Below are 16,332 nucleotides of genomic sequence, written 5' to 3' on the forward strand. Positions count from 1 at the left end.
TGTCTATTTTGTAACAAATAAATTATGGATTATCCACAATAAAATACTTAATTCTAAGATAGAAATATAAGAATAGCAAGAAAGCTTTAGTCTTACCAACTACTCAATTAAAAGGTCTTCAAAAAAAGAACAACTTAAAATTTATATCCCAAAGTGATGCCAATGTTCGCATTGTGCGGAGCATCTCCATCCATGATCTTGCAAAAGCCAAGCTGTGTATCAAGCCCTACAAGAATCTGTCCGAATTCTACGCCGAGGCCGATGTTCCAGCCGGCATCGAATCTATTATAATCCAATCCGTCATCTCCGAAAGTATCTATCTTTTCAGAACCGTTTACTTCAACACCGCCAACGGAAGCATTTCCGTCAAATTTTGCTTTTCCGCCTACGCCACAGGCCAAATAGGGACCGGTTGCAATAACAAGATTAGTATTGTCTGCAATGTTGAATCTGAATTGTACATTGATTGGAAGCTCAAGATACAGTTGGTTAATTTTTACGTCTGCATCGGCATCTGCAATATTTCCTTTATAATCATCTGAATACTTGGCTCCTTTCTGCGAGAAAAATAATGAAGGTTGCAGAGCCACCATTTCATTGAATTGATATTCCATTCCCACGCCAAGACGAACTCCCGGTTTGAATTTGGAGTTATCTGAATTTTCACCGATGTAACTGCTAAGGTTAAGACCTGCCTTTACATTAAAAGACACTTGCGCATACCCCAAGATACAGATGAACGCAAAAATAATTGTTAAGATACTTTTTTTCATAATGGTTGTAATAAAAAAATGTTTGTAAATAATGAATTTATTATCATGATGTTTTTGTTTATGAAACATTCAATATATTGCTTTTCTTGTTGTTTCGTTTATCTTTTCATTATATTTTTGAAGTCATTTGCGATCTGTTGTCCCATATTTACTATTGTGCTGTCCACCTTATGTGTTTCTGCTGGTGTAATTGCATCTTTATATCTGGCTTTCCCAAATTTGAATTTCATATCATCTAAAGTCCCCGATATGTTCAAGCCTAGTTTGAATGGTACAGGTGATCTCAATATGGAAATATGGTAGTTAAAGTTCATGTCCAAACCTTGTGTACCTCCTACCGCTGCCCGGTAACGATCCATTGAAATTTCAAAAGGATAGATAGTCACACTACCGTCTTTAATACTGATATTTACTGAAATACTGTCAATCAAATTCTTCTTTTTATTCTTAAAAAAGAACTTCTTTGAGATTTCCGCGAAAGTCTCACCGTCCATCAGTACAAGGCTGTCTCCTTTTACATGAATGGCCGAGCGCAAAGTCGGTATCTTGATGTTGAGGTTGGAATCCAATACCGCAGCTGCCGCCACATTGAAATCCACAGTTCCCTCAAATGAACGTAACATGGGTACGATTGTATCCAAAGAGGGTGCAAGGTCAACCAACTTTCCAATGTTGATATTATGCAGACGGAAATCAAAACCAGTAAATCCTTGTTCCGGACGTTTTGCCTGATAAACAAGCGTAGTGTTCATTTTCGATCCCAGCCCTTTCATACTAAGTTCTTTCAAGTGTACAGATTGGTTACGTATGTCTACAGCTCCACAGACATCATTGAATATCACTTTTTCATAAAGTACCCGCCGGAAATTTGTTTGTAGTTCAAAGTCTAATTTCTGAGGTATCACAAATAGTTTAAGGTTTGTGGCAGCAGTATCGGTACTTGCTGTAAGTGTATCCGAGGGGAAGGATATTGAGCGTATCAATTGGTTGCAGTCTAAGTTATTGGAAGAAACGTCCAGTTTGGCACGTAACACTTTGTGGTACTTCATAACTCCATACAAATCATAGATTGCCCCATTTGCCGTAATGTCGGATCTGCCTATACGTATGGTAGCATTACGTAAGGTTATTGTATGGTTGCCCACTGTTACGGAGGTTTTTTGTATATGTATAGGAAGTGCACATTCCGGCATGCGGGCAACCATGTGATCAAAACCTATAATGCCCTTAGGCATCCACAATGAATCACGTATTTTTTCTGCAGTAATTCCTATTCCCGCTTTATTCATTCCTACTTTGCTCTCTCCCATGCGGCAATACAAAGTGTCTGTCTCCATGGTAAGTCCTATTCGGGGCTTGCCAGGATTATATTCTCCCGGTTTTAAATTCAGAGTAGCGGAAGACTTTCCGCAAAATAAATCAAGGGAGTCTCCTAAGCTCACTTTCAGTTTGTGCATTTCCATTTTACATTCCACCTGGGCCATCCGGGTCGTGTCTTTGGAAGGAGTGGTCTTGACGGTAGCAACAAGACTTTTCATGTCAGAGCTCAATTGGGGAGAGCGAAAAGTCATGTCCTTAATTATGGCGCGTACCCCTAACCATTCATTGCCGATAAAATTCAATGATGCGTCACTTATGAACTCAAAATTCTTCTGAGTATCACGTATTACAAGTTTGTCCGTCTCAAGTTGCCCTTCGGCCTTAATACATCCCCAATCCTGGTTCTTTATGGAAGACATACGGCAGCGCACCCCCAAATCGGCTTTCATTTTCCCTTCCATGCTGATACTTTCCTGTAACGGAAAAGCTTGCTTCAGTGCATTCAGGTCTATAGTCGATTTAGTATGTAAGGTAATATCGGGATTTGTCAACAGATTATCTACTTTCATATCAGCCAATATACTGGTATTTGCCCCTTCAAAATGGAATATCTTTAAATTCAGATAGGAAGGTTTATTACGCATCAGATCTATTTGACTAAAAAAATCAACGTCTAACTTGTCTATGCCATAAGGCATCCCGGCATACTGGGCAGAAGTATCTTTAATTTTGATATCCAATGTGGCCAATGGCAATTTTTGTTTTCCATAGGTTCCTTTTAATTTTCCTTTGAAAGTAACTTCTCCTTTGGCAGATACCTTTGTTCTTTTCAAAATACTTTCCGGAATCATGTGTAATACTGTTTCCAATGAAGGAGTGTGCAACCCGTATTGCAAGTCTAAATCAAGAGCTTGTACTATTGCATCATGCCGTATCGTTCCCTTTACCCCTAATTCTATACCATTTACATTAATCAGGGCATCACGCAGAAAAAGGGTACGATGAGCGGTGTCCAATTCAATGTCTGTTCTCAAATGGGTACTGATATGGTTAGCTATCAACTGCCCATTCTGCCAGAAAAGGATATTCTTGTTTTTGAAGTCCAAGGTCAATATAGAATCCCCTTTTTTCATGTTTGCTTTCAGGTTCAAGTCCATCCCCCATATATTAGCAAAGATATGTGTGTTCCGGTCATCCACAGTTACTGTGGCATGTTTTATGGCGGCCTGCCCGATATTAAGTTCATTCACATACCTGACCGTATCCGTTGACGATGAAACTGTATTTTTCGTATTTTTGGAAAGGATGTTCCAGTTGGCAGTTCCAGTCTCGTCCTTATATGCATAAATCTTGGCACTGTCCAGGGCAAGATGATGGATGTTTACCTTTTTCCGTTGCAGATAATCCATTACATCTATTACCAATATGGCTTCTTTAAAAGACAACAATGTGTCAGTTCTCTGCCACATGGTATCACGAATGGCTTTTGAAATCAATGTTCCGTTTGTCAGTTGCAATCCGAACCGGGGAAAGGTAGAGAAGAAAGTAAGTTCTACACCTTCTATATCCAGTTTTGCATTTAAATTTTGATTGGCAGTTTCCAATACCACCGGAGTTAACTTCTCAGGAGTAAACACAAAATTCAAGGCAATCGTGATTATTATAAAAATGGCAATAATCAATCCTCCTGATATAATACCGGATATTTTTAAAATTTTCCTGGCTTGATTTTCCATACATATCTCGATAAAAAGACACTTGCAAATCTATATAATAAATTAGTAACCGATAATATCTAAAAACAAACAAAAGGAGTTTATGAACTTTTTTGGAGAATTAATGAATAGTATTACATACTTTTCAGAGTGAATAAATGCAGATTGAATCTTAATATTTTATCCCATTCCAACTCGTTAGAAATATAAAGTCTTTAATACGGAATAAAACTCTAATTGGAAAAACCTCTGTTCCGCATACGATAAATTTGATAGATGGGAAATTAGTACCACTATTTTTATGAAAGAATAATACGTATAAAAATAGTGAGCCAGTGTGATTGATAAAATATTTGGAATAAAGGATGAAAAACCTATATAGATGATAAGATCAATCTTTTGCCTGATGTAGGGTAAGTTGTGGGAACGGGTATCCTATGCCTTCTTCATTGAATGTAGTATAGACAATTTCATTGATGTCATACAAAACACTCCAGCATTGCCACTGAGACTCCCGTTAGGTACATAAATCATACGGTTGTCAAGCGTGGAAAGTCATGGTGTGAAATATCTGTATTTCCTTTATTGTACCGCTTACTCTCGGTCCGTCTATATAGTCACCCACCTTAAACACGGTTTGAAGACAAGTATAATCAGTCCGCCGGCTAAATTGGAAAGGTTACCAGAAAGTGCCATACCTACAGCTACACCGGCAGATGCGAGCAATGCCGCGAAACTAGTGGTCTCTACTCCGAGCTTACCGATTATAGCAAAAGCGAGAATCATATCCAGCAAAATCTTTATCAGACTCTTTAAGAATGTCTGTACACTGGTTTCAATCTTCCGCTTTTCAAATATTTTGGAGACTAATGCGCTTATCCTTCTAATAATAAAACGTCCGGTTACATAAATTAAAATAGCGATTAATATGTCCTTACCGGCATCCATGCCAAAATCTACTAACTTTTCCAATGACTTTTCGAGTCTTCCTCCGGCAACTGATGTGTTCAATAAAAATAAATTCATTTACAGTCCTCTATTTTTACAATTCCTATTTCGGTTAATAGCTCCATAGTTATCCACGGCAATATTATATTCCTAATAGCAGGTATATCTGCTCCACGAAATTGCCTATGTTCGTTTTTGACACTTTGCACTTTCCGCATCCTGAGAATCGCGTATTTCCACCCATTGGTAGACGCAAACGAGAATATGCAAACAAAAATTCGTATCTTACTCATAAATAGCGAAGTACATAAATACATACAACCTAAATAGACAGAAAATACCGGCTGTCCATGTAAAAATACTCTTTTCACAGGAGAAAAAGAGTATTTTTCAGGGCAAATATTCATCTTTCCAGTGAGGGAAGTTAACATCTCTCACGAAGGAAGTTAATATTCCTCACGTGAGAAGTTAATATCCCTCGCATGGGAAGTTAATATTCTGTATTCGAGAAACGTGAAACCAGTGGATATTCGGTATAATCACAGTATATTTATACCTTAATTGTACTTTTTCGGACTTTTCGGGAAGCGGACGTGTCAACATAACAGGCTATTCGAAGACAGAAAGTACCTGTTGAATATCATTTGGGCATCAATTGGACAGATTGATATATCAAACCGATCCCTACTAAATATCTATTGTCCCAAAATATCAACAGGAAATCATAAAACCTACCCCTATAAGACCCTGTACCCTCTGTGGTAAAAATACCTAACATTCGTTCAACCCAAAGCCGTACAGCCATGAATCATTTCTTATACCGAATCCACATAAGTCAGTTTAATAACCCCGGATTGGCTTCGATAGCATCCTTAGGAATGGAAATCGTATACCGCGGGTCGTTTTCTTCGAGAACATAAGTTTTACCTTCAAAGGTTTTCTCCATCCGAGGACGGGTAGTACGCCGCAGGTCGAACCAGCGGTGTCCCTCAAATGCCAATTCACGAGCACGCTCATTCAGAATTTCACCTATCAAAGCACCCTTGTCCATTTTATTGACTATAACCTCCTTGGCCAGATAGGTTTCCGGTGAATAACGTTTCCGCATCAGTTCCAATAAGCGTTTACGTGCCTCGGGTAGTTTGTCTGACTGAGCGGCAGCCTCGGCAGCCGTCAGATATATCTCGCCAGTACGGAAAGTACATAAAAAGTTATTACTTCCACCTTTCTGATTCTTCCGGTAACCATTCGCATCCGCCTTAGCGAAGTATTTGTCCAAACGAAGATCTCCTTCTGAATAGAGATTAAGCAAAGAAGGTGCGGCCAAAGATGCCTTACTTACAGAATTACTCAAAGGCATTTCCAATGCGGTGATATTCTCTACCGACTTATAATAATTGGGTAAGTTGGCGGTAGCATCATTCAACTCTTCCAAATCAGATTTTCCGGCAAGTACAGTTTCAGCGGCATCCCACGCAGCCTGCCACTCACCTTTATAAAGAGAGACACGCGACTGGAACGCCTCTACCGACAATGTATTGAAGCGATAGGAATAAGCCAACTCCCACTCCGGTTCCGAAATCAGTTTACGGGCTTCGTCGATATCCGACTGAATGGAAGAATAAACCTCCTTCACTGTATTCCGACTAAGTACCTTTTCTAAATCTGTATCCAGTTTCAACGGTATGGATTTTGTTTCCAATGCTCCCGGCTTGGTATAAGGTTGTCCATAAAGGTTCACCAAAAGAAAATGCATGTAGGCACGCAACATGAAAGCTTCACCCACCAGCTGGTTTACTTCAAGTTCACCGCCTTCTTTTATTTCCTTCCTGTTCTCTATGATGTGGTTGGCTATAAAAAGTACGTTATAATATCTCACCCACTCAAACTGTGCCGTATAAGCATTAGGAGAGAGATCATTCCAACGTTCTATATCCATGTATGTATTCAGGTCATAACTATCGCTGCTTACTTGCATTTCATCCGAACGGAAACTCGCAATACCTCGATCACTCAGTGTACTCACATCTTTATAAGAACGGGTGAGTAAAGCCCTGTATTCAGCCAACGAATTGGGAATGACACTACCGGTAGGCTGTATGTCCAGATAGTTGTCGCAAGCTGTAAACAGAAGCATACAGCCTATTATCATCAGATTTATTATTTTCTTCATTGTCCTTCGGTTTTAGAATTAAAAATTCAAATTCAAACTAAAAGTAACAGACTTAGGTACCGGAGTGGCAAAAGGATTGTACATGGATTCCGGATCCATATAATTATTATACCCCGACCCGAATACAAACAGGTTACGTCCCTCAACCGATACCGTAGCAGAATTCATACCCAAGCGTTTCGTCAGACTTTCAGGAACACGATAACCCAAACGAAGATTTTGCAAACGTACATAATTGAGTTTCTTCACCCAGATATCCAAATCTCTCCAGATGGGCTTGGCATCATACCAGTAGTATTCTTCAGGATTGGAAGCACTCGTCATAAATGCTGGAAATGCAGCATCCCGGTTTTGGGGAGTCCAACGACTCAGCACATCCCGGTTGTAGTTCTTACCATAGTCCGGTTGGATAATGTCATACGTAGGTTGAGTACGTACATATCCGCCCATAGTGAGAGAGAAGTTAGCACTCAGTTCCCAGTTCTTATAGGTAAAGGTATTGATGAACCCGCCCGTATAAGGTGCATCCGAGCTACCGATATAGGAATAGAAAGTCCGCTCTTCAGCAGGAGTGACATCCGATGAAGCAATTCCTATTCCCCACTCGTCTACCAGACGATAAAGTTCTTTCAACGTAACCTTTTCGCCTTTCGGATTATAGAACATCATATTTCCAGTCTCTTTGTCTACCCCGGCCGTTTTCAGCGCAAAGATAGCACCCACAGGGTATCCTTCACGTCCCGGAGTGGTTTGTTGTTCAGGGATATTTTCGTGCAATACTCTATTACCGTTATAAGCAAAATTGAAGATAGTATACCACGAAAAATTCTTGGTGGTTATATTCCTTGTAGACAAGTAAATCCGGAAAAACCAGACGTGCCGCTTAACAAAAACGATACGTTTCAAAAATTACAAAAACGACGCGTACAAGAAAAGCGGTGAGCTCGGTCCTTCCTTACATGCCCAGAGCCCACCGCTTTTCTTTCATTTGAATGCTATTTGAACGGCTTTAAAATATCATTCAAAAGCCATTGTCGGTTCAAAATAATTCAGTATCTTTATACAGTGTCAAGCTGCCACATCCGCCGCTTCATCCGGCATCGTGTACAGCATCATGTCCGTGTACTTGGAATTATAATTCATGTGCGCATTGAACTCCACCTTCCGGCAATTCTTGAACGGGCTACCAATAAACGGGTTCCGGTCTATCCAGTCGCACAGTTCCAGAATGGAGGACTTGTTTGAGGTGAAGTACACGAACGAATGCCCTTTCAACACGTTCAATACATCCAGATAATCAGCCAGACGCCAATACATCTTGTAGGTTCCCACTTCAGTAGAAAGGTACGGCGGATCAACCAGGAACACCACGCCCGGCACATCCTTGTAACGCTTGAACACTTCCTTGTAGTCTTCGCTGGTTATAGTCAGTCCTTCCAGATAATCCTTTGCTTCGGGATAGTCTGTCTGCCGGATATTATTGTAAAAAGTCTCCTTCCTCATATCTTCCAGACTGAGCACGTATTTCATGGCGAACAGCAGGGATGAGGACAACGTGATATAATCCACGTAGCCGTGTTCTTTTTCTTCCCTCTCAATACGGGCAAACATTTTATCTCGAACCTCCTCGGTTATACGTTTGTTTCTGGGTTCCCCTTCAGCTATCCGGCGCAAATCGGATAACAGCACATTGGTGACCGGGATATTCGCAAGCCGCTGGCGGTAGTTGTCGAAGTCATTATACACAACGGCGGCATCGGGCCTGACACATTTGGTGATATGTGACAGCAGGCCCGAGCCGCCAAACAGGTCCACAAACACGGTGCTATCCGGGAACTGTCCCAACACCTTGATAAATTCCTTCGCAAACATGCGTTTCTGCCCCACGAAAGGAAGCGGGGCGGACAAATACATCTTTTTCATTTCATTCTGCTTTAAAACGGTCGCAAAGGTCCCCAGAATAAACGAAAAACAGCGGGAAACATGAACTGTTCCCGCTGCAAGACATGTACAGCAAACTACACGTTCAGCCCGAAGCGGACCGTCTCGTCACCGGCGATCAGCGCACGGGTACCCGGGATATTGTTCTCGTAGATATGCACATTGCCCAGGTAGAGGGTGATCGACTTCAGGGGAAGTTCTATCTGCCGCGCCATCAGGTACAGGTGGTAAATGTCGGAAGGCAACCCGAGGTTCGCGTCGCTGCTGCGCTGGTAGGCGGACAGAACCAGTTCACCGCCGTCCAGCTGGAACTGTACCAGACTCAGACAGGGCGCCTGGTTGCTCTCTGCACCGGTCTCACCTAAGAAAAGCACGTAGTTCTTGCTGTTGCGTTTCTCCCGGTTGATTTTCGCTATCAACGGGGGCAGCTTCTCAAAATATGTCGGGTAACTGTTCACCAGGATGGAACCGCAATAATCCCACCAGTTGATACCGGCCTCCCGGTACCTCTCCACGTTGCGCTCCCCCTGCATGAACAGCTGGAGCTCGCTGCGGAGTTTTTTGCGGGCGATATTATGCCCCTCGAATATGTCAAGCAGGTCCGCCGGTGTCAGTGACAGCTGCTCGTTCAGAAGGTATTGTATGTTTCCCTTCTTGTTAGTCTGTGTTTTTCCCGTGGCAAGAATCTTGTCCAGGATACGGTAATACTTGTTCATGGCCATTTCCTCCTTCTAAAATTGAAACGCCCTAAAGATAAGGGGAAACAGCGCTCCAAACGGCATAAGACAGCCCGTTCACACTGCAAGCGTCTTGCAGTCGCTCTGAAACCGTTTCACCAAGGCATAAACCTTGCGCTCGCTCACTGAATATTTTTCGGACAGTACGGCCACGGCATACGAAACTTTTTCACCCTGGTCCAGCAGACGGGTATAATCCGCATACAGGTCAATATACCGGGCATCTTCCAGACGGATGCCAGCCGCCAGAAGCCTTTTCAATAGTTCCCGGTTAAAGTTTAATATCTCAATCACTTTCATATAGACTATTTTTTATTATCTTTGCACCATCTCACTTGCTTTACAACATAATAGAAAGCCTGAACGCGACAGGGGTATTTGCCCCCGGTCGTGCGTTCAGGCGTACATGTTGTTAAAAGTAGGTGAGATGATTTTTAACAGGCCGGGGGCTTTTTTCTTTCCTCCCCCGAAGGATTTCACTCCCTTGCCAGAAGTTCGGCCGCAACGGATTTACATTCCTTTCTGTACATCTGCAAGGCGTTATATTCCGCCAAATGGGCGTCGTTCCCGTCACCCTGGTTCAGAATGACAGCTTCCACCTGGTTCTGGGAATACTTCAGCCGGACAAGGCCGGCCACAAAATCATCATACAGGGCGGACGTCGCTTCAATGATCGTGCCGCCGTCCTTCTCTGATCCTTCATAAGAATAAGCCGTGCAAGGCTCCGGCACTTCCCGCCCTTCCATCACTTCCGGCACATAGTCCGGGATAACTTCTTCATTCAGGTAAACGATAAAATGCTTATCATCGTACTTTTCATATTTCTTTCTATCTAAATATGTCGCTTTCATAATCATGTGAATTTATAAAATTTCTTGTTCATTTTATTAGTAAACTCCTTTATGACAGTCGGGCAGGGCAAATCCTCCTTCTGGAAGTCTGACAGGGCCTGTTCCAGCATTACCGTACTGCCGGTAAATGAATAGAATTCGGCGTCCTTGTCCGTTTCGCTGCCATCCTTATTTTTAGCCTTCTCGAATATGTAGGTTTCGTTTTCTTCGTCGTCTTCAGTCGGTTCTATAATAGTTTCCAGTATTCGCTTATAACGGATAACAAGGCATTTTTTCGGCCGTGTCTGCTTTTCCTGCTTTGTTCCGCCGTTACCATCGTCAACGGTCACTATTACGTCTTCCTTCTCGACCTTGCTGTCTTCCACCGTGTAATCTATCAACAGGATTTTATAGTCCTGTTCTTCCTGGCCTTCTTTACACACAAGATCGGCAAAAGCCTTTTTCTGATCGAACCTCATACCTTTAAAGGGTATCTGAACTTTGCGGTTCTTTATTACCGCTCCGAGTCTTTTTTCCATATTTATATTTAATTTTCTAAGTAAATTCCTACTGTTTGCGTGAAGCGCAAAACCTATACGTGAAGCGCACTTCAGCCGGATTTCTTCGGGTGAAAGCCCTTTCTTTCTCAATTTGGCAACCTGCCGGCATAAGTCTTTCTTATTTCTTTTGCGCAATCTTCTATGGTCATGGAAAGAAACATAGCCACAAACATCAATACCGCCATTATGGACGGGGCGGACGTTCCAGTTCTTGTTTACAGGCAATAGATAATCACGTGCAAGTATCATTATTGCTATTTCAGTAATCAGGTGTAAGAAAGCCTTATCCTTATGCAGAATAACGATGTTATCGGCAAAACGGAAATAGTGCTTCAGCCCTTGTTTAACGTACTTCCTGAACTTTGATTTCAGGTATGAAGCGCCTTTGCAAAGTTCGGCCTCGTTGTCCCTGCCGGCAATATAGATACAATGCGAAACATACCTTCCGCACCAATAAGCGTATTTATCGGGATCATCCAGTATATCAAATATTCTTATAGCCAACCGGTCGAAGGATGCAAGGAAATAATTCGCTAATATCTGGGATATTTTTACCCCCAACGGTAACCCTGAAGGATAACTATCTATAAATTCGTCCAGGAACCGAAGCAATTTAGCATCTTTAATCTTCACCCGCAGGCTTTCTTTCATCAGTTCATGATTGATATTAGGGAAAAAGTGATGAACGTCAAGCTGGACGAAATAATAGGTATCCTCGTAACTTGAATTCAGGTCTTTACGGAGCAGGTTCACAAAATCATGTGTCCCTCTTCCCTTGACGCATGAACAGGAATTACGGATGAAGGAATTGCACAACAATGGTTCCACGTGTAAGCAGGACGCCCATTGTATAACGTGATCCTGAATAGGCAGTTTGCTAACGGTCCGGTTTTTCCGGTCGAATATCCGTTTATCCGTATAGGGGGAAGTACGCCAGTTTTCGGTCAGGTAGGCTTCTAATAGTGCGGCAAGGTTGCCGTCCAGGTCTTCTTCAAACTTGCGAACGGTAATCCGGGCTTTCTTATGCTCCGAAAAACCGTCAAATGCAAGTTCAAAATTCCGCTTTGTCTCAATATGCGGCGAAATGTATCCTTTACGTCTCATTTTCTGTGTCTCATTAACCGGTGTCTAAAGGCAGTGTCTTGTCTGCTTTTTCTTGAACGTCGTTGTGGTCGGCCCGGATATTTACCCAGTCTACTGACACCTCCGTTTTTAGTTTATTTTTCGCCATGAGGCGGGGTCCCTTTCCCTATAAAAATATCTTCCTTTCAGAAATAGTTGAGAGGCGAACCCCAGTTCACATTGGCATCCGAGACAGCATTGTTCACATTCAACGCGGCAGGACCCGATTGCGCCCCATTGTTCGCATTACAACCACGGAGACACAGACGGAAGCCGGAAACTAAAGGCTCAGGAAAAGGCAACCCTTTCAGGATGCAAATATAGAAAAATCCCGCACCATCAAAAATACAAATATGGAAAAAAGTCAAAGAACGAAAAATTTTTCGAGCCGCTTCGCGGCTGTCTGTATAGGGGTGACCTGACGGTCACGGGTGCTTTTGCTCACTAACGAACCCCGACGCATCCTTCTGCACCCCTACGGACCCTTCAGGCCACCGGCGCATACACCGGGACCACCGGCCAATCCTCTTCTGCTTCGCAGAGAGGCGAACCCCAGCTCACATGGGCATCCGAGACAGCACTGCCCACATTCAACGCGGCAGGACCCGATAGCGCCCCATTGCTCGCATGACAACCACGGAGACACAGACGGAAGCCGGAAGTAGCGTTGCTGTTGTTCCAGAAATAGTCGCAGTGATAGGTTGAAGCTGATCCGCCGGTTTGCGTCGGAAAATTCTCCAAATTGTCATAGCTTAATGTTTTGATGTAGCCCTCTCCTTTGGTCGGGGATGTGGAATAAGCCGTCATACCGGTTTCATTCCCGATTGTCCAGGTTCCGTAAATGGAAGGCGCAACCAGATGCGTTACGGAAGTGTCGGCATTGCAGCGGACGAATTCGTCGTCCATTTGGCGCCAAAGATAGCCGAACGGGTTTTTCAAACCGAAGAACACGGGAACAGGGGCGGCGTAATGGGTACTGCCGTCAGCCTTCAGGACATTATAGGTCGAGACACCGCAAGAGTCGCCAAGCTCGACACCCACACTGGTGGGAAGGAAAGGGCGGTAGCCGTTATAACCGTTCCAGTCGGGCATATTGGTAACACCTGAACCCAGTCCCCCCTGGAATAAGCCGTCAGCGTCTTTATTTGCGTTATAACCGGCTTGCATGTCCTGGGTGCCGAAAATGATTTCAAACAGGATTTTTACAACAGAAGTATGGCGCATTGTGCAGCAAAGCCAGCCGGAACCGTTTTTGCGTGCAGCCGTCCGCCAGTATTCTGTGTTTTTATTGGTTGCAGCTCGGCCTATCAAAGTCCTGTATGTCCCGTCCCAGTCCGTGCTGTCACCACCCCGGTAATTTACGTCGTCATTGACATAACTTGCCAAAGTGCCGGTGGTACGGTCAAGGGCGGCAAACCCATGCGCCGACATACTCGCAACCGGAATAACATAGTTATATTGGCCGGGAATAGGTGCCAGGGACACTTCCTTATATAAAAGGTTGCCGATCCGGTAAATGGCAAGATAGAATTTCTTTCCCCATCCCCACTGGTAGTGTCCCATGCTGCCGTCAAGTTTCGCAGTCTCACCATTGGCGAAGCGGTAATGGTTTGTCGGGTCAAGTTTACGGCGGCTGTGGTCATTCTTTACCAGGTAGCAGCCCAGGCCGAGAGTTTCGGGAAGGTTGCGCAACAGTTCAAGACTACCGAACCAGCCCTGGGCTTTAGGCGTTGAGTTGCCCAGGTTCCACACACGCCCGCACGACGGGGCGCTTGACATACGGACGGCCTGGCGTAAATCCATCCTGCCGGAAGCGCCCGTAATGTCGTCGAATACTTCGATCTTTTTGTCCTGGACGGTATCGGTAGCCAGGGGAAGATCATCTACTTGCTGGCCGCCTTCAAAAGCGGAAAGCATTGCAAGAATTTTTGTTTCCTGATCGCTTGTAAAAGCCATAATTTCATATTTTTAAAAGTTAGACAATTCTTATTTTACCGCCGTTCAGGCGCATTTTACCATTACTCAAACGAATCAGCGGGGGACGGACGGTTACGTCGACCTTCTGCCACAATTCCGTGTTCTGCGTCGGGATCACATGGAAAGAACTTTTCCCAGTACCGTTGACCGTCAGGTTTCCGGACGGGTCGGCGTCGGCTGAACTCCCCGATATTTTTTGATACAGGGCATTTTTCAGGCAATACGACGGGAAAAACGTTATACCGATCTTCTGACGGACTTTGTTCTTCGTGCTGATCGATACCGGGACAGATACCAGCATACGGACCGGGGCGGCATTGATATAGCCGGCGACGGCTTTAGACAAAGCGTCCATTTCAACGATTTTCCGGCTGGCTTCACTGGTTATCACGTCAGCACGTCCGGCCGCCTGGTGGGCTTCTGTTTTAGCCGTATCGGCGTCATTTGCAGCGTTGCCTGCCCGTGTGGCCGCTTCGTTGGCCGACTGTGCGGCACCGTAAAGGTTGTCGGCCGCATTGCCTGCCCGTGTGGCTTCCGCCAGGGCTTTCTTTGCCGCTTCGGTGGCTGACTTGCCGTTGGCGATACACTTCCACCAGGCCGTGTCTGTTACCGGGTGCCCGGTATTGCCGTCCTTCAGGGACAGGTAACAACTGTCTTCAGTCGTTACGAAATTGAAAAGGTCGTAACGGGCGCCGGCATTATAGGCGCCTTTATCCACGAAGGCGACCTTCCCTAATATTTTGTTTCCTTCTGCCATTTCTATTTCGGGTTAAAAGTTAAATTTCCTTCGTTGTCAATATTGAACATGTCCGCCACGATTTCATCCTGATAGTTCATTATCAGTTCCATCGTGTCCGGATCAATGTAGAAAGTGGGATACAGAACCCCGCCTTTGGCCAGGACACCCGTATCAACATACTTCTTCAGGGTGGCGTCCCACTTCCACCAGTTCCCGTTCTCCCCCATCATGGTAGGATGATCCGCCAGTTCCTTCGCCCGGTCAGCCTGAGCCTGGGCGGTAGCGGTGGCGGCCGTAGCCTCTACTGTGGCCTCGTTGGCCTTCCGGGTGGCTTCAAGGGTTTCGGCCTTTGCAAGGAGGGTGGCTTCCTTTACGGCGTTGGCCGTGTCGGCGGCCTCCGTGGCCTTGTCCTTTGCGGCATTGGCACCGGCGGCGGCCTGATTGGCGGCCGCTGCGGCTTCCTTTGCCTTATCCTTTGCATCGTTCACGCTGTCGGCGGCGGCGTTCGCACGGTCACCGGCGGCGATGACCTGCCCACGGACGGCCGTATAGTCCGCCGTCGCTTCCTTCGTTTCCTTTGCCGCCTGCAGGGCTTCGCCGGTGGCCGCCTTGGCGTTCTCCGTAGCTTCATTCACGCTATCCAGGGCGATGTCCTGAAGCAGGGAAACCGGTGCCTCCACGACCTTTTCAACACCGCCGACCTTCTTGTAGGCCGGAAGGGAGAAAACACCGGTCAGGTCGCTCACGACCTCAACTTCCGAAACGCCTTGCGCCTCGACGCCCAGTTTTTCCAGCACCACCGGTAAGAGTTGGGCGGCTATATAGTCCAGTTCCTCACGCTTGTAGGCCATAATCCCCCCCTTACTTGTTCAGGATGATTTCGGCCACGTCCAAAGCGGCAACCAAGGAAACGGACTTTCTTTCGGCGGCCGTGGTGGCGGAAAACGGTTCAAAACTGGTGTGCATCCGGTCGGCCGCCTTGTCGTAGCTGACGCTGCCCACGTTCTTGTTATCCTTCACGATGGTACCGTAAACGTTGGCGACTTCTTCACCGGTTTCAATAGGTACCAGGGTCGCACGGTAGTTTATCACGATACCGGTGTTCTTTACTTCAGACTGAAAAGTCTTCGTTCTTTGTTCCTCTACTTTTTTCATTTTCTTTTCCGTTTTAGGGGTTTATTATTTACGTTGTCTTCTGCTGGAACAGCCGGTGGCATTACTTCACGGATCAGGGACAGGACGGCCACTTTTGCCGGTGCCAGCAGGTATTCGTCACGGGTGACGATCCGGGAAATTTCCCCGGCATATTCAGCCGGAACTTCGACAGGTTCAGCCGAATAGAAGATTTTCCGGGCGAAGTCAGCCAGCCCGATGTCCGAAGTATTGCGGTTTATAGCGTTACCCAACGAACGACGCATATCAGTTTCTATCATTTCACCGAACCGGAGTTCCACCGGGATTTTGCTAAAATCAATCGTTTTTGTCATATTCAAAACT

At 44.9% G+C, this 16,332-nt stretch carries 14 protein-coding genes and 2 pseudogenes; all 16 read right to left on the bottom strand.

The window, feature by feature from the left end; translation table 11 throughout:
- Positions 1–134 precede the first annotated feature (134 nt).
- Positions 135–773: a porin family protein gene (locus tag DXC10_RS09425; protein ID WP_101545028.1), complete on the bottom strand. Its 639-nt coding sequence runs from the start codon at positions 771–773 to the stop codon at positions 135–137.
- Between the two features lie 98 nt (positions 774–871).
- Entirely contained in the window at positions 872–3,829 is a 2,958-nt protein-coding gene (locus DXC10_RS09430) for an AsmA-like C-terminal region-containing protein (protein WP_117737737.1), read from the bottom strand.
- Between the two features lie 370 nt (positions 3,830–4,199).
- Positions 4,200–4,834, bottom strand: a pseudogene (locus DXC10_RS09435) (mechanosensitive ion channel family protein).
- A gap of 757 nt (positions 4,835–5,591) precedes the next feature.
- The gene (locus tag DXC10_RS09445) at positions 5,592–6,929 is read right to left on the bottom strand and encodes a RagB/SusD family nutrient uptake outer membrane protein (RefSeq protein WP_101545022.1); all 1,338 of its coding nucleotides are present in this window, start codon (positions 6,927–6,929) and stop codon (positions 5,592–5,594) included.
- A gap of 18 nt (positions 6,930–6,947) precedes the next feature.
- A pseudogene (locus tag DXC10_RS09450) lies at positions 6,948–7,790 on the bottom strand (SusC/RagA family TonB-linked outer membrane protein); the annotation flags it as partial.
- Positions 7,791–7,997: 207 nt separating this feature from the next.
- A complete protein-coding gene (locus tag DXC10_RS09460) occupies positions 7,998–8,852 on the bottom strand; it encodes a DNA adenine methylase (protein ID WP_117737739.1) in 855 nt (284 codons plus the stop codon).
- A gap of 95 nt (positions 8,853–8,947) precedes the next feature.
- Positions 8,948–9,592, bottom strand: a complete 645-nt coding sequence (locus tag DXC10_RS09465) for a thymidylate synthase (RefSeq protein WP_117737740.1) — start codon at positions 9,590–9,592, stop codon at positions 8,948–8,950.
- A 72-nt stretch (positions 9,593–9,664) separates the two neighbouring features.
- Positions 9,665–9,907 (bottom strand): hypothetical protein, encoded by a 243-nt coding sequence (locus DXC10_RS09470; protein WP_117737741.1) that lies wholly within the window; start codon positions 9,905–9,907, stop codon positions 9,665–9,667.
- A gap of 176 nt (positions 9,908–10,083) precedes the next feature.
- Complete coding sequence (locus DXC10_RS09475; RefSeq protein ID WP_117737808.1) at positions 10,084–10,458, bottom strand: hypothetical protein; 375 nt, start codon at positions 10,456–10,458, stop codon at positions 10,084–10,086.
- Positions 10,459–10,460: 2 nt separating this feature from the next.
- Complete coding sequence (locus tag DXC10_RS09480; protein ID WP_117737742.1) at positions 10,461–12,101, bottom strand: reverse transcriptase domain-containing protein; 1,641 nt, start codon at positions 12,099–12,101, stop codon at positions 10,461–10,463.
- Positions 12,102–12,265: 164 nt separating this feature from the next.
- Positions 12,266–12,487 (bottom strand): hypothetical protein, encoded by a 222-nt coding sequence (locus tag DXC10_RS09485; protein WP_117737743.1) that lies wholly within the window; start codon positions 12,485–12,487, stop codon positions 12,266–12,268.
- A 118-nt stretch (positions 12,488–12,605) separates the two neighbouring features.
- Positions 12,606–14,075, bottom strand: a complete 1,470-nt coding sequence (locus tag DXC10_RS09490) for a hypothetical protein (RefSeq protein ID WP_117737744.1) — start codon at positions 14,073–14,075, stop codon at positions 12,606–12,608.
- Between the two features lie 19 nt (positions 14,076–14,094).
- Positions 14,095–14,853 (bottom strand): hypothetical protein, encoded by a 759-nt coding sequence (locus DXC10_RS09495; RefSeq protein WP_117737745.1) that lies wholly within the window; start codon positions 14,851–14,853, stop codon positions 14,095–14,097.
- A gap of 2 nt (positions 14,854–14,855) precedes the next feature.
- Positions 14,856–15,686 (bottom strand): hypothetical protein, encoded by an 831-nt coding sequence (locus tag DXC10_RS09500; RefSeq protein ID WP_117737746.1) that lies wholly within the window; start codon positions 15,684–15,686, stop codon positions 14,856–14,858.
- Positions 15,687–15,696: 10 nt separating this feature from the next.
- Entirely contained in the window at positions 15,697–15,990 is a 294-nt protein-coding gene (locus DXC10_RS09505) for a hypothetical protein (protein WP_117737747.1), read from the bottom strand.
- On the bottom strand, positions 15,987–16,322 hold the full coding sequence (locus DXC10_RS09510) for a hypothetical protein (RefSeq protein WP_117737748.1): 336 nt from the start codon (positions 16,320–16,322) through the stop codon (positions 15,987–15,989). Before DXC10_RS09510 ends, DXC10_RS09505 begins: the two co-directional genes overlap by 4 nt.
- Between the last annotated feature and the right edge of the window lie 10 nt (positions 16,323–16,332).

Origin of the sequence: Bacteroides sp. OM08-11 (genome assembly GCF_003438665.1) — a bacterium.
Lineage (GTDB): Bacteria > Bacteroidota > Bacteroidia > Bacteroidales > Bacteroidaceae > Bacteroides > Bacteroides cutis.

Coding starts and splice junctions, on each gene's coding strand:
- DXC10_RS09490 (WP_117737744.1), bottom strand. CDS start 14,075: ATGGCTTTTACAAGCGATCAGGAAACAAAAATTCTTGCAATGCTTTCC.
- DXC10_RS09445 (WP_101545022.1), bottom strand. CDS start 6,929: ATGAAGAAAATAATAAATCTGATGATAATAGGCTGTATGCTTCTGTTT.
- DXC10_RS09465 (WP_117737740.1), bottom strand. CDS start 9,592: ATGGCCATGAACAAGTATTACCGTATCCTGGACAAGATTCTTGCCACG.
- DXC10_RS09430 (WP_117737737.1), bottom strand. CDS start 3,829: ATGGAAAATCAAGCCAGGAAAATTTTAAAAATATCCGGTATTATATCA.
- DXC10_RS09510 (WP_117737748.1), bottom strand. CDS start 16,322: ATGACAAAAACGATTGATTTTAGCAAAATCCCGGTGGAACTCCGGTTC.
- DXC10_RS09460 (WP_117737739.1), bottom strand. CDS start 8,852: ATGAAAAAGATGTATTTGTCCGCCCCGCTTCCTTTCGTGGGGCAGAAA.
- DXC10_RS09470 (WP_117737741.1), bottom strand. CDS start 9,907: ATGAAAGTGATTGAGATATTAAACTTTAACCGGGAACTATTGAAAAGG.
- DXC10_RS09425 (WP_101545028.1), bottom strand. CDS start 773: ATGAAAAAAAGTATCTTAACAATTATTTTTGCGTTCATCTGTATCTTG.
- DXC10_RS09505 (WP_117737747.1), bottom strand. CDS start 15,990: ATGAAAAAAGTAGAGGAACAAAGAACGAAGACTTTTCAGTCTGAAGTA.
- DXC10_RS09475 (WP_117737808.1), bottom strand. CDS start 10,458: ATGAAAGCGACATATTTAGATAGAAAGAAATATGAAAAGTACGATGAT.
- DXC10_RS09500 (WP_117737746.1), bottom strand. CDS start 15,686: ATGGCCTACAAGCGTGAGGAACTGGACTATATAGCCGCCCAACTCTTA.
- DXC10_RS09480 (WP_117737742.1), bottom strand. CDS start 12,101: ATGAGACGTAAAGGATACATTTCGCCGCATATTGAGACAAAGCGGAAT.
- DXC10_RS09495 (WP_117737745.1), bottom strand. CDS start 14,853: ATGGCAGAAGGAAACAAAATATTAGGGAAGGTCGCCTTCGTGGATAAA.